Genomic DNA, 14,106 nt, shown 5'->3' with positions numbered 1-14,106 from the left:
GACATAGATCCCTGATGTCGCTTAGGCTCCTCAGGGATGACGGCTTAATAGGCTGCCTCGCAACAAAAAACGTCAGTTCAGCCGAGCCCCATCCGTCATTCCGGTCGAACCCCTATCCGTCATTCCGGCCGAGCCTTAGCGAGAGCCGGAATCTACTCACCACGCGCTGGACCTAGATCCCTGATGTCGATTAGGCTCCTCAGGGATGACGAAATTTTGAATTCCAGCTCCCAAACGTAGCGTTCCTGAATCTCAGCTCTACTTGTTATTACTGAATAAGACCATATTGGGTGGTGCCGGCGGCGTCGACCCAGATGGTTGTCTCATTAAGCGAAACACCTAATAAACCCAACGTTGGAAGAAGAACATCGGATAGTAAAGACGATACAATGCCATTTAACACACCTGAATCGCCTAGAGATATAATACCAAGAATTTTAATTGTAGAATTAATATCAGTAAAACTTATAAGATTAGATATTTTTTTTGTATAAACTTCCTCACTGGATAAATCAGATAAAGACACCTTTATAATTGACGGTAGTGCTTCAGAAACAGTAACGTTAATATCTGCAGTAATCAGAGAATCTAACATACCAAGAGATATATCAAAATCAGATAATGAACTACTAACTTGTACTTTAATATACTTCCCATTTTCATCACCCCCTACCTCTATAATTTTTGCTGTAGATTCCGCTCCTTTCGCATCAACAGTAATTGTTCCAACACCAAGGCCAGGAACTAAATCTACAACCAAAGACAAGTCAAGTTGGGATGTTTTAACTAAAGTATTATCACCTTCCTTTATAGGTAAAAGCACTGTTTTAAACTGAGGGGCTTCAACCACTTTAAGATTTGCATTGATACTACTAACTCCCGGTATAGTAATTCCTAAGTTATCAAGTTCGATACCATTCCCTTCATGCGCAGCATATACACTAGCTCGAATTATATCCAACGCACTAAGAGTAGTTCCTAACGCTGCTGATTCTCTACCCGGAGTTATTCCTAAAATATCGCCAACTTTTACATCCAATGCACTGACTTGATTTAATAGTGCCCCTACGCCACCATCAAGATCGAGAAACTCAGAAAGATTGGCTAATTCTAAATTACTATTTAAGACCTCATTCATCGAGCCAATCGTAGCTTGATTGACTAATGAACCTAACATAATTTGAGTGTCCACTAATCCTTTATAACCTGCCGCACTCAAATTCACCGGTGAACCTAATATCCCTGTAAATATGCTATTCAATAATTCTGATTGTTTAGCATTTACGTTTAATAGCTCTGTCCCAATCCCAAACCTCACCACACCACTTTTTTGAATCGCTGCTGTAGCAGTTAGTTCCACCTTATTATTATCAAACAAACCACCAGCAATCATACTTTTATCAACTTTTTTAGTCACCACCACTTGCGCCGCTGGGTAATCACTATTAAAAGTCGGTACACTCGGTTTTGATTTAGAAAACACCCACTGATTACCTTCAATTTTTGCCGAGCCAGGTTTAACCGTCAAAGTATCAACTTTACCTTCATATTTAGCCTCTAGCTCACTTGCAATACTCGTCATATCGCCATCAATAAAATACGGATTACTCCTTGATACCTCTAACGCTGCAACATCCGCCACACTTTGTAACGCTTGTTGTTGATAGGTAAGGCGAGCCATGTCGATGGCTAATGCGGCAAATAACACCAATACGAGCATCATCATCGCCATCATTAAGCCTAGGGCTCCACGTTGTTTGCGAATGCTGCTCGTTTTCATGGTTATTCTCCAAAACTATCAGTAATGAACTTTTCAGGAATGGCGTGTGTGAAACTTTTCTTGGCTCTTTCTTGAACCGCTTTTGCCATGTCAGGCGACAGCTCATCTTGGTACGCCGTTGCTTGAGTATTACTGCGTTGTAAGGCTAGCCATGAACGAGTTCGATCTTCCCGTACCACTTCATCGTTATTCGATTGACTGGATGGCTGATATTGAACCGGTTGCTGACCTTTGCTATTGAGCGCTTGTTCTTCTTGAGCTGCATTCACTCCCAGCGTCACCAACCCTAACAACCCGACAAGTAACTTGCTTTTGATTGGCTTAGTCAACCGTAACGAATGTCTCGCTATTATTGATTCCATATATCTTCCTTACCTGTAATTCAGGGCTACTGTTTACTTAGCTTGCTTGAAGCATATTACGGCTTATCCACATCTATCGGGCTAAATTGGGTCGCGGCTAACGTCAATTTTTGTGTTTCGACGTCACTCCAACTAAAGCGCTGATTTAGACTAGAGGCGGCTTTAGTTTCATGATTACGAAAAAGCACTAACCATAAGTTTTTCGCGGCTGTTTCATTGGTTGGTGCCAGTTCTAAAGCGGTAATAAATTCGCCTCTTGCTTTTTTTTCTTCCCCAATAGAAAGCAATAAAAAACCATAATCATTACGAATATTAGGGTTAGCCGGTTCCGATTTTGCGGCTTTCGATAGCCACATTTGCGCCGACTTCATATCACTTTGGTAAGCAGAAATAAGCCCAAGACCATGTTGTGCATTCCCCTTTACACACGTATCGAGCAACGACTGATAGATTTTTTTTGCGTCATCTAACTCACCCACTTTTCGGTAAGCACTAGCTTGCAGAGCCCGTTTGGTGATGGAATCTGAATCAATTTTTTCCAACGTTGCAAGAGAGGAATAATATTGCCCTTGCTGAAAAGATTGTTTCGCCATGCTGATTTGCATGCCCATATTTTTTGACAAATGCTCCCCACAAAGACCAGGCTCTTGCTCTGGCACATTTTGCACCGAAACCGGTTGGGGCGATGAAGAACAAGCCGATAGCAACACACTTAAGGTAACAGGTATTATTCGGTTCATTTAACCTCCTAGGGCAGTTTTGAGCGCTAACGCCGCAGGCCCGCCAAGAACAATGAATAAAGCAGGAAACATAAAGACCATCATGATCACTGAGATCTTACCCGACATCTTAGTGACTTTTTCTTGTAAATCGGTTCTCTTTCTATCTTGAAGAATTTTCGCTAATGATTGAAACGCACTTTTTAATCCACCACCTGAATCCCCTGCTTGAGACATCATGGTCAACAGATCTTGGAAACCAATCGATAGTGTTCTTGAAGCCATATCGTTAAAGACTTGTTCACGATTTTGACCGGTATCAATACGAGCTAAAATCAAACCAATTTCCTTATTTAGCTCTGGAGTGAGTTCTTCTGCTTCTTGATGATAAGCCCGCAACAAACTTTCAAGAGACAACCCCACTTGCCAAAGAATCGACATTAAATGCACAGTAATCAAAATTTCATCATCCATTTTCTTCGCTCGAGATTTGGCTTTATAACGAAACCAACGCAACGTCATCCAAAGTAAAAAACACACAAAAATAATGAATGACAACACTCCGTGGGTCGCGGTTTGTTCTGAAAAAAACTGTTGCCCGAAAAACACAACCGAAATCACAATCCACACTAATAATACTTTAAACAAACAGACCGTTTGCTCACGACTGCTGATATAACCAGCTTGTCGCATAGTACTGACCATATCCGTTAGCCTTTGTTGATTTTGTTGTTTGATTCGCCCCCACAGCTTTTGCCCTTTCTGGAGCCATTTTTCTTTTCTTTCTTCTGAGCGAATTTTGGAACGCGCTTTCAAGTTTTGGGCTTTAACCGCTTGAGCTTGTTTAGATTCTGGTGTTATCACGGTCAATGACTGCATCCATAAAAAAGCGGATAAGGCTAATAATAAGCACGATGCAGCCAACCAAAAGAAAAATTCTGCTCCCATAGTGCCTCCTACAAGCTCTTTAGCATTCGCCAAATAATAATAATACCCATCAACTCCAGCCCCCCCGCAAACATCAATAATGGACGCCCTGAATCCGATTCCCACATATCGATTAACATGGTTGGGTTTTGTGACAACATATACCCCGCGACCAATATCGGTGCGACACCGATGACCCAAGCAGTAACTCGTGTTTCGCCCGTTAAAGAGCTTAATTCTCGCCGGCTAGAATCTTGCTGACGAAGCAATTGCACCACGCTTTCTAAAGAGTCATTGATACTGCCGCCAAAACGAGCATTAACACTGAAAATAGAACCTAGCAATTGAAAAGATGGCACCCCTGTAATACGCCACTCTTTATAAAACGCATCTTGCAATTCAATACCTAGTTGTCTTCTTTGATTAACCCTTTCTAAAATGGTACTTAACGGTTTTGGCGTTGTTTTTGTTGATTGTTCTATTGCGCGAGGTAAACTGATCCCCACTTGAATGCGGCGATTAACTTGATCAATAAAAGAAGGCATAAGATTGGTGACTCGGCGCTGAAACTTGGCTCGACGCCATTGAGCCAGTAGAAACAAAATAAATATGCTGGCGGAAACACCAACCAAAGCGCCGAAACTACTCATAGACACAAAACCCAAAAATCCCACCATAATAATCAAAAGAATCAATAACACATTAATAAAACGAGAAGTACTAAATCCCGCTCTTAACCACCATTCATTGATTTTTTCTTGCTGAGAAGTTTTGCGTTTTTTCTTTTTTGGGTGCTTCAATGCTGCCGATACGGAGGTCGGCTTGGCGATTGGCATTGGAGCACTTTTAATCAATAACATCATCGAGACAGCGACCAGAACAAACAAGCAGGCGGCAACAATAAACCATATATTCATGGTGTTTCCTCCAATTGTTGCTGTAATCGTTCCGATAATTGTCCAACATGCTTAAAGGAATGAGACATCGAGTCATAATGATAAATAGAATGGGTCGATATTTTATCACCATCGATTTTTCTGACTTCCACAATGTCCGTTATGATCCTTTTTCCATTGGGCTGGCGGGTGATCTGAATAATGACATCAAGCGCAGAAGCCACCACTTTACGGATAAAGGTTTCACTGGAATGAAACCCTGCGAGAGTCACCATCATTTCTAATCGAATTAAGGCATCACTAGGTGAATTAGCATGTAAAGTACTCATAGAACCCAAGTGCCCAGTATTCATGGCTTGAAGCATATCCAACACTTCTCCGCCTCGGCTTTCTCCTAAAATGATTCTATCTGGACGCATCCGCAGCGCATTTTTCAATAGCTCACGTGCGCTGACTTCCCCTTTGCCTTCAGCATTCGGTGGGCGAGTCTCTAAGCGAACGACATGGCCATTTCTAAGTTGTAACTCTGCCGCATCTTCAATCGTGACAACACGCTCATGATGTTGAATAGATTGACTTAAAATATTGAGTAACGTGGTTTTACCCGATCCTGTCGCTCCACTTATTAACACATTAAACCGAGCTTTAACCACACGCCTAAGAAATGTCAGCATTTCCTCATTGATCGAAGACTTCTCTAATAAGTATTCCCCAGTCAGAATATCTTGTTTAAATTTTCGAATGGAAAGGCAAGCACCATCAAGCGCCAATGGAGGAATAATGGCATTAATACGGCTACCGTCGGGCAAACGAGCATCCACCATTGGGTTCGACTCATCTACCCTTCGACCAAGAGGTGCTAACATACGCCGGATCACACGAATAATATGCTCATCATTAAGAAATTGATGATCGACTTTTTCTAAACAACCGAATCGTTCAACGTAAATTCGACGAGGCCCATTGATCAAAATATCGTCTACCGTATCATCATTTAAAAGGCATTCAATTGGCCCATAACCAATCATTTCATCGACCAGTTGATCAGCAAGATCCTCTATCGTTAAATTAGGCGGAAGCGTATGGGATTCTAAATATTGTTGAATATAAGAATTCACTGGAAGCAATATATTGGCTTTATCTTTCATTGAAGCATCAAAAATCACGCCATCGTCTTCCATACATTCCAATACATACTGATGTAGGTGCGATTTAAACGTTAATGATTCTATAAATTCAATATCTCGATTATTGAGAGATGAGGCCGTAATATCATCCATAAATCAACCTCTACATGCCATCAGAAAAACCAATGCCTTGCGGTAGCTCATCGGGCTCTTTATTTAAGAATATCAACTCAAAAAAGTTAGGGTTATAACGTCGATATACATCACCAGGTAAGGTGGGTAATGGCGTATTTTTCGCTAATGGTTTAACCAAATGTGGTGTGACGACCATCATCAATTCTTTATCATTTTGTTCTAAACGGCTCGCGCTAAAGAAAGCACCAATAATAGGAATGTCTCCCAGCCCAGGTAAACGATCGGCATTTTTCATAGTGCTGCTACTGATAAGCCCACTGATTACAAAACTTTCACCATCACCAAGCTGTATCGTGGTATCAGTTCGACGAACACTGATCCCCGGAACCAAAATGCCAGAAGAACTCACGCCTTGACTGTAATTTAACTCACTCACCTCTGGTGCTACTTTCAATAAAATTCGACCGTCTTCACGTACCGTTGGTGACAAGCTTAAACGCACACCAAATTCTTTAAATTCGATACTGATATCACCATTATCCGAGCTTACCGGATACGGAAACTCGCCACCCGCTAAAAAAGTCGCGCTATGCCCAGACATCGTCACTAAGCTCGGTTCTGCTAACGTATAAGCAAAACCATTGGAGTTTAATGCACTGATCGCACCTAAAATACCTTTAGACTGATTACCCAAAACAATATTGAACGCATCTGAAAACGGCAGCACAGACGAATTTCCAAATAAATTCCCTAAAGGCCCAGCCACATCCCCACTGCCGATTCCAATCGTTGTATTTCCAGTACTTTTACCAAAAAAGAAACCAGCTTCTTTTAACGCAGACTTACTGATTTCAACCACTTTAATGTCCGTTTGAACTTGAATATCACTCACTTGTATTCCAGAAGGTACAACATGAATTTTTTTCCTAATCGGCTCTTGTTGCCCTTGTCCCCACACCAACAAACTCGTCTCACCAACCGTTGTAGCCGAAATCAACAGCGTACTACGGTTAATAACACTTAAACTGGCAACATCTGGATCACCAATAGCCGCTCGGGTAATACTTCCTCCTGAATAAGACCATTCCACTTGGCCGTTAGGATTTAGTTCAATTTTTTCACTACTCGAGTTAGCACCATAAGCCCAACTGTTTATTGAAAAAACAAGCACCAGTAATGTGACTATTGAGAATCTGAGCATCGAAAAACAGCACAATAAAGTCCCTGAGAATTTTTTAATCATTGTCCATTCCTCACTTACCTGAGTTTATCCACGCCCGTTTGTCACCTTGAATAATTTCAATGTAATGACCCCTTGATACTGTCGATTTTTTTTTCGTTTTAGAGGATATTTTTTTGGATTGTGAGTCAATTTTGAATTGCTCTAAACTGGCGAGGTAAATGTCTTCTTTTTCCGGTTCACCTTGTTTTTTTTGAGCCATCATTTGTTCTTCGCTCAAAGAAGTAGAGGTAAGAGTAGAGTCGACAATAGAGGTGTTGTCATCATCGGTATTGGTGGCATATTGATCGGGATGCTCATCTTTTAACGACGCCATCTTTTCATCAGTACCAACAATCGATAAGCGAAGGTCGCCTGAAGATTCCGCCAATAAAATCATAGGGGCAAGCGGTTCTTCTACCGCAAGAACGACCGATCTCGCCGCTCTGGTAGTGGATTTGGATTTTTGATTTTTTGCTTCTTTTTTTATTCTCTCACTTTTACCTAAATCTCCTGTTATATCAGAAACTTGCTCACCAACCGCCAACACTTTGATATTACTAGCTAATCGACGTGCTGTGGTAAGCTCCCCTGATTCATCATTCGGTTTTAACAGATAGATAATGTCAACGTTATCGCCCGGTTTCAGATGACCGCCAATGGTAGAAACCTCACTAGCTTTGACCGCCAACGCGCGATACCCAACTGGGAGTTGATCAACAATCGCTCTTGGCTCTTCCAGCATGTCCGTTGTTAAAAATGTGCCAGAAACAATGGGCCTTTTCACCCGAAGAGACAATACTTGACCAAGATCTTGAACTTGATTCGGTGATACTTTTTCCACCGTTACTTGCTCTACACTATCCTTGGTCAACTTTTCGCCCGGCGATACATCTTGTATGAACCTCCACAAAGTGTGCTGAGTCAGGGCTGGGGTAAAGGTATTGCTCAAGGCTTTAGAGGTCGTTTGAGAAGTGTGCTTTTGGTTTTGATACCCCATCCAAGCAAAAAATACGGCCACGATCAAAAGTAATCCCGCAGATATTTTTAACCTTCTTGGTGTCATAAAATTAAGCCGCATAATCATTCCTTTTATTGAGTCTCTGCGTACCATTAATTCCGATGTGCTAATTTTTACTGTTTATGACGCTGTTATTTTTGATAAGGTTGTTGCTAGTTCAATTTCATTGAGGCGGTCGCGGTAATATCTTCAGGAAAAACCGAGCCATCTCCCGGTAATAAGCCATCAATCATCTCTGTGGGTAAAAAAGGTTCTGATGCATAATCTTGTAACGATACTTTCACCTGGCAGCAATCCCCATCAGACATAAGTTTTACATCAATTGTGTCGCCGTTTTTATTACCTAAATCCACACCAAACAAAACCCCCAAACTATCACCCGTTCCACCCGTAAAGTTTTGAATAACGGCGGCGGTATTGTCGGTGATTGGGCGTCTAAAAATATCTTCTATTTCAGCCGCATCGCACTCCGTAAAATAGCAACGCTCATCCACATACGACATGCTATTGCGAATGCCCTCTTTGGCGGCATGTTCAAATAAACTGGCCGCAAAAAAAATCATGCTGTAATGAATAATCGCGAACAATAAAAGAAGCACCAATGGTAATAAAAGCACCGCCTCAATCCCTGCCGCACCCTGTTGTTTTTTCTTTACCGTTTTCTTCATCCATCGTTTGTTGTTTGTCTTTATCACCTTTTTATTTCTAAGTAAGTAACGGCTAAATAAATAAGAAGGTCGTGTCTTTTCCATGTTCACTTCCTCCTTATTGATGTTTGCTATTCAGGTGACAGATAGATCATCAAGTGCTAAATCATCGTACTCACATGAATAAAATAAAGGCACCTAATACCGCGGGAATAAAAGGCGCTTGTTTGATTGGGCGGTAACACACCACCCAATACAGGCTGAAAATAATAAAAGAAGCCAATAACATCATGAGCATCTTCTCTATTGGCGTCACCAAAGCGATAGCGAATAAAATTTTAATATCCGCAGCGCCAAAAACGCCTTTGCAATACCCTGGGAGAGTTAATAACAAGGTCACCCCCACAGAATAAAGCACGCTTAAAAAAGTGATACTTTCTGGTCTAAGCACCAGCCATAATAAAGCGGTGATAATAAAACCAACGCTTAAAATATTCGGTACGCGTTGGTTTTTAATATCAAAAAGGCTTGAAATAGCCAATAGAGTAATCACTATTGAATTCAATATCATTCTTCGGTTACTTATGAAACTGCGGTACCGCCGAGTGCCTCTAGAACCTTATTTAATTCCGCTTTTATTTGAGTACCCATACCTGTAGTAAATAACGCAATCACAATTGCAACCATAACTGCAATTAACACATACTCAATCCCCGATGCCCCTTTCTCATCACGAGAAAACGCGACCAATTTGCACCATGCTTGTGTTAGGAAATCATTTACACTTTGAATTTTCATAATCACTCTCCAATTTACAAACTGCTCAATTAAAAGGTTTTTTTCTTCAAATATTTCTCTGCTTTCAAATTAAGATTAGTTCACAATAAAAAGACAGGAAATGTTAATTCACGACATAAATCACAAAATTAAATGTAAATTGATAAGAAGAGATGAAAATGAGACAAAACGAACGCTTTGTTTTTATTGGAAATAATCAATAATTACGTTGAAGGGGGAAGGCTTTAAGACAAGCTTTATGCTGCGTTAAATTGAATAGAGATAGAATAGCCTTGCCTATAGCTTGTTTTATTCTTACTGAAACTTGCACCTTGAAGTTACTTGGGTATATACCACTGTAATTGAAGTTGCAGTGAGGCGACAAGTGAATAAGGCCCCGTGAGGATAGAGAGCCTATGTGATTGGGGCGAATGAACGCAGTTAACAACGCTGCCGCTTCAAGTACAAAGAGTATAATTTGGAAAAGACATCATTAGAGACCGAGAAATCAAATCCCAGCCCCATCAATTAACTTATGACCATTACCATTAAACGCTTGATCCATATCTTCTGATGGTTTGTTGCTTTGTGGACGACCGACAATTTTAGCGGGAACACCTGCAACTGTCGTATGAGGAGGAACGGCTTGCAGCACGACAGAACATGAGCCAATCTTCGCGCCTTTACCCACTTCAATATTGCCAAGAATTTTTGCGCCAGCACCAATCATCACGCCTTCACGGATCTTCGGATGACGATCACCACCTTCTTTACCAGTACCGCCTAGTGTCACATCTTGCAGGATAGACACATCATTTTCGACGACCGCAGTTTCACCAATCACAATACCCGTGGCATGGTCGAGCATGATCCCTTGACCAATACGCGCAGCCGGGTGAATATCAACCTGACACGCGACTGAAATCTGATTTTGAAGATAAGTGGCTAAAGCGAAACGACCTTGCTTCCATAGCCAATTCGCCACACGATAACCTTGTAACGCGTGGTAACCTTTCAAATATAACAAAGGCGTAGAATACATAGAAACCGCTGGATCTCGGTTTACAATCGCACAAATATCACAAGCCGCACTGTCGGTAATAGAAGGATCATCTTTAAAGGCTTCTTCCACCACTTCACGTACCGTCATCGGTGGCATGGTCGCAGTTCTTAACTTATTGGCTAAGATATAACTAAGCGAGGCGCCGAGGCTATCATGATTAATGATGGTTGAGTGATAAAAGCTTGCTAACATCGGCTCTTGTTCAGCCTGATGTCTCGCTTCATCAACAATGGTATTCCAGACTTTTTGTTTTGCGCAGTGTTTCATATATGTTCCTAGATACTGGTCCTTGTACAAAGTCCATTCGAGACTCGTCTATCGGGTGCTTTGCTGCTCGTGGCTCGGGTAAAGTTCCTAGTTCCTAGTCCCTGGTTTCTGGTTTCTGGTTTCTAGGAAGAACTCGATCGAGTTTCAGCATAACCCAACAGCCAATAGATAATGCAATCACGTTAGGAGATCCTGAACTATGCTCCTACGTCGCTATTCAGGATGACGAATAACGTCTAACGACCGCTTTTACACGCAACTCGAAACACGCTACCGTCTTTTCGTCTCTCAAGCGAAGCGCCCGAAAACCGAGGTTCGCTATTTACCCTTCCGCCTTTTTTTGTCTTGCTAACAAATCTTGCGCTGCGAGACGGGCATCTTTTCCTTGATACAGCACTTGATAAATTTGTTCAACTATCGGCATTTCAACACCCATTCTATCAGCTAATAGCCAAACTTCTTTGGTGTTTCGGTAACCTTCAACGACTTGGCCAATTTCAAGCTGCGCAGTATCAACATCTTTACCTTTACCTAGTGCTAAACCAAAACGACGGTTACGCGATTGGTTATCAGTACAAGTTAGAACTAGATCACCTAAACCCGCCATTCCCATAAAGGTTTCTGGTTGAGCACCTAATGCAGCGCCTAAACGACACATTTCCGCAAGACCGCGAGTAATTAATGCGGTACGTGCATTAGCGCCAAAACCAATACCATCAGACATTCCTGCGCCAATCGCGATTACATTCTTCACCGCGCCGCCAAGCTGCATACCAGTAAAGTCATTATTGGCATACACACGAAGAGATTTACTGCAGTGAATGGTTTCTTGAAGATCTTTTACAAACTCAGCATCTGGTGACGCGACCGCGATCGCAGTCGGCATACCTGCCGCTAATTCTTTAGCAAATGTCGGTCCCGACAATACTGCAAGAGGTATTTGATCGCCAAGCACATCATGCGCGACATCTTTTAACAAGCGTCCGGTTTCAGGCTCTAAACCTTTGGTTGCCCAGCAAATACGAGTATCACTGCGCAAATGAGGCTTTAAATTATTTAATACGATACCAAATACATGACTCGGTACGACCACCAGCAAGTCTCGGCTCGCGGCAACCGCTTTCGACAAATCTGACTCAATAATCAATGACTCTGGGAAATCAATACCCGGTAGAAACTCTTCATTAGAACGATCTTGCTCTAAAGCCGCCATATGCGAAGGATTATGTCCCCATAAAATCACTTTAGATCCATTACGTGCTAAAGCAATCGCTAACGAAGTACCGTATGAACCAGCACCGATCACTGTCATTACGACATCATTATTGGCAGTTAAATTTGTCATGGTGAGACCTTTAAATAGTTAATACGTTGCTCGGGCGCTTCGCTGTTTGTTATTCGTATGTCGAAAAAAACAAAAGCGATAACGTTGCTATTATACGCAACTCGTCATACGAAAAAGCTGCTTTTGTTACGTGTTATGTGAACTCTTCGCTCCGTATTACGAGGAAAGTGTATTCGAATCACGCTAGGAGATCCTGAACTACGCTCCTACGTCGCTATTCAGGATGACGAATAACGTTTAGCCCCCGCTTTTACACGCAACTCGAAACACCTAACTCACTCGATACAATTTCTCTTCGGCTTTCGAGAAGCGAAGCGACCTAGCTACGAGTAACGGGCCTGTAAGCACAAAGAGCGAGACACTGCTGTCTTCGCTCTTTTAGTTTAGCCTGAGATTAAAAATAAAAAGCGAACTGAACTTACGCTTCTTGTGGTGCTTGCTCAGCTTGTTGTTGTAGGTAGTTCATGAACAAAGCATCAAAGTTAACTGGAGCTAGGTTTAATTGTGGGAACGTACCTTTAACCACTAGGCTAGAAACTGTCTCACGAGCGTATGGGAATAGGATGTTCGGGCAGAACGCACCTAGACAATGTGCTAATTGACCTTCTTCCATATTCTCAGCAGTAAAAATACCACCTTGTTGGATTTCACATAGGAAAGCCACTTCTTCAGCATTTTTAACTGTAACGGTTAGACGAAGAACCACTTCATAAACATTCTCACCTAGCTCACGGCTTTGTGTGTCTAAATCTAGCTTCACATCTGGTTCCCATTCTTTTTGGAACATTTGTGGCGCTGTTGGTGCTTCAAAAGAAAGATCTTTTAGGAAGATACGTTGAATAGTGAAGTTCTGTTGTTCTTGAGGTGCTGCTTCAGCCATGATGGAGTCATCCTTATTAATTAAAATTTTGTCGATTATCGAGCGCTTCGCTGCTTGAACGCTGCGCTTCTAGTGGCTCGAGTAACGAGAATCGAGCCATCGAGAACCGTGATTACTTCTTACCTTTCTTACTTGCTGGCTTATCAGAAACCAAAGGTAAGTTATTTTCATTCCAAGCTGTCATACCATTTTTCAGCATGTTCACATTTTCAAAACCAGCTTTCGCTAACAGGTTAGCACTTTCGTGTGACGTTTGACCTGTCTTGCATACAACAATAATTGGGGCCGCTTTGTATTTTTCAATGTTAGTGATGGCACCAGATTTGATTTCAGATGGCAAAATGTGAACTGAGCCCGCAATATGACCACGTTTAAACTCATCGTTAGTACGAATATCAACCACAACACCATCTTCACGGTTAATAAGGTTTGTTAATTCACTCGCACCGATTGTTTTATATTTAGCGGTTGATGACTTAAAGATAGTCGCGACTAGGGCCGCTAACACCGCAACCCAAACTAAAGACAAAATCATGTTCTGTTGAAAAAATTCGATATATTCTTGCATGCCCTACACTCATAAATGCACTAGCTGGGAACATCCACAGCCAAATATTAGAAAGGCCAGAGTATAACGGGCAAAGCGGCAAGTGGCGAGAGTAAAGGTGGAAAAGACGATTTAGATCTATTTTCGAGGCTCGTAGCTCGGGCGCTTCGCTGCTCGTGGCTTGAAAAAGAAATAAAAGTTCCTAGTCCCTAGTTTACTGGTTCCTAGAAAGAGCGGTTTCGAGATCACTTACTATTAATCGTAATGCACAAATCCCAACATAAAAACCGTCATTCCTGCCGAGCCTCAGCGAGAGCGGGTATCGACTCTCCACACGCGAAATATAGATCCTCGATGTCGCTCAGGCTCCTCAAGGATGACAATTAACCTTCAA

Annotated in this window: 15 protein-coding genes; all 15 read right to left on the bottom strand. The window is 41.9% G+C overall.

Annotated features, from left to right (window positions below; all coding sequences use genetic code 11):
- Positions 1–268 precede the first annotated feature (268 nt).
- Positions 269–1,780: a pilus assembly protein TadG-related protein gene (locus ACN0T8_RS05585; RefSeq protein ID WP_417879664.1), complete on the bottom strand. Its 1,512-nt coding sequence runs from the start codon at positions 1,778–1,780 to the stop codon at positions 269–271.
- Between the two features lie 2 nt (positions 1,781–1,782).
- Positions 1,783–2,142: a DUF3613 domain-containing protein gene (locus ACN0T8_RS05580; protein WP_417879663.1), complete on the bottom strand. Its 360-nt coding sequence runs from the start codon at positions 2,140–2,142 to the stop codon at positions 1,783–1,785.
- A 56-nt stretch (positions 2,143–2,198) separates the two neighbouring features.
- The gene (locus tag ACN0T8_RS05575) at positions 2,199–2,882 is read right to left on the bottom strand and encodes a tetratricopeptide repeat protein (protein ID WP_417879662.1); all 684 of its coding nucleotides are present in this window, start codon (positions 2,880–2,882) and stop codon (positions 2,199–2,201) included.
- On the bottom strand, positions 2,883–3,809 hold the full coding sequence (locus tag ACN0T8_RS05570) for a type II secretion system F family protein (RefSeq protein WP_417879661.1): 927 nt from the start codon (positions 3,807–3,809) through the stop codon (positions 2,883–2,885).
- Positions 3,810–3,817: 8 nt separating this feature from the next.
- The gene (locus ACN0T8_RS05565) at positions 3,818–4,705 is read right to left on the bottom strand and encodes a type II secretion system F family protein (RefSeq protein ID WP_417879660.1); all 888 of its coding nucleotides are present in this window, start codon (positions 4,703–4,705) and stop codon (positions 3,818–3,820) included.
- Complete coding sequence (locus tag ACN0T8_RS05560) at positions 4,702–5,964, bottom strand: CpaF family protein (protein ID WP_417879659.1); 1,263 nt, start codon at positions 5,962–5,964, stop codon at positions 4,702–4,704. The genes ACN0T8_RS05565 and ACN0T8_RS05560 overlap by 4 nt, the downstream gene beginning before the upstream one ends.
- A 10-nt stretch (positions 5,965–5,974) precedes the next feature.
- Positions 5,975–7,189 carry a type II and III secretion system protein family protein gene (locus ACN0T8_RS05555; RefSeq protein ID WP_417879658.1) on the bottom strand — a complete coding sequence of 405 codons (1,215 nt, stop codon included), beginning with the start codon at positions 7,187–7,189 and terminating at the stop codon, positions 5,975–5,977.
- Positions 7,190–7,199: 10 nt separating this feature from the next.
- Entirely contained in the window at positions 7,200–8,246 is a 1,047-nt protein-coding gene (cpaB, locus tag ACN0T8_RS05550; protein WP_417879657.1) for a Flp pilus assembly protein CpaB, read from the bottom strand.
- Between the two features lie 92 nt (positions 8,247–8,338).
- Positions 8,339–8,938, bottom strand: coding sequence for a TadE/TadG family type IV pilus assembly protein (locus ACN0T8_RS05545; protein ID WP_417879656.1), 600 nt, complete (start codon positions 8,936–8,938; stop codon positions 8,339–8,341).
- A 70-nt stretch (positions 8,939–9,008) separates the two neighbouring features.
- Entirely contained in the window at positions 9,009–9,398 is a 390-nt protein-coding gene (locus ACN0T8_RS05540) for a prepilin peptidase (protein ID WP_417879655.1), read from the bottom strand.
- A 17-nt stretch (positions 9,399–9,415) separates the two neighbouring features.
- A complete protein-coding gene (locus tag ACN0T8_RS05535; RefSeq protein WP_417879654.1) occupies positions 9,416–9,631 on the bottom strand; it encodes a Flp family type IVb pilin in 216 nt (71 codons plus the stop codon).
- A gap of 487 nt (positions 9,632–10,118) precedes the next feature.
- The gene (gene cysE / locus ACN0T8_RS05530) at positions 10,119–10,940 is read right to left on the bottom strand and encodes a serine O-acetyltransferase (RefSeq protein ID WP_417879653.1); all 822 of its coding nucleotides are present in this window, start codon (positions 10,938–10,940) and stop codon (positions 10,119–10,121) included.
- Positions 10,941–11,262: 322 nt separating this feature from the next.
- A complete protein-coding gene (gene gpsA / locus ACN0T8_RS05525) occupies positions 11,263–12,285 on the bottom strand; it encodes an NAD(P)H-dependent glycerol-3-phosphate dehydrogenase (protein ID WP_417879652.1) in 1,023 nt (340 codons plus the stop codon).
- A 418-nt stretch (positions 12,286–12,703) separates the two neighbouring features.
- Positions 12,704–13,165, bottom strand: coding sequence for a protein-export chaperone SecB (secB, locus tag ACN0T8_RS05520; protein ID WP_027697950.1), 462 nt, complete (start codon positions 13,163–13,165; stop codon positions 12,704–12,706).
- A 112-nt stretch (positions 13,166–13,277) separates the two neighbouring features.
- On the bottom strand, positions 13,278–13,733 hold the full coding sequence (locus tag ACN0T8_RS05515) for a rhodanese-like domain-containing protein (RefSeq protein ID WP_417879651.1): 456 nt from the start codon (positions 13,731–13,733) through the stop codon (positions 13,278–13,280).
- Positions 13,734–14,106 lie beyond the last annotated feature (373 nt).

The sequence above is a fragment of the Vibrio sp. genome (assembly GCF_048266485.1).
GTDB lineage: Bacteria > Pseudomonadota > Gammaproteobacteria > Enterobacterales > Vibrionaceae > Vibrio.
This window is presented reverse-complemented; position numbering and strand designations above follow the sequence as displayed.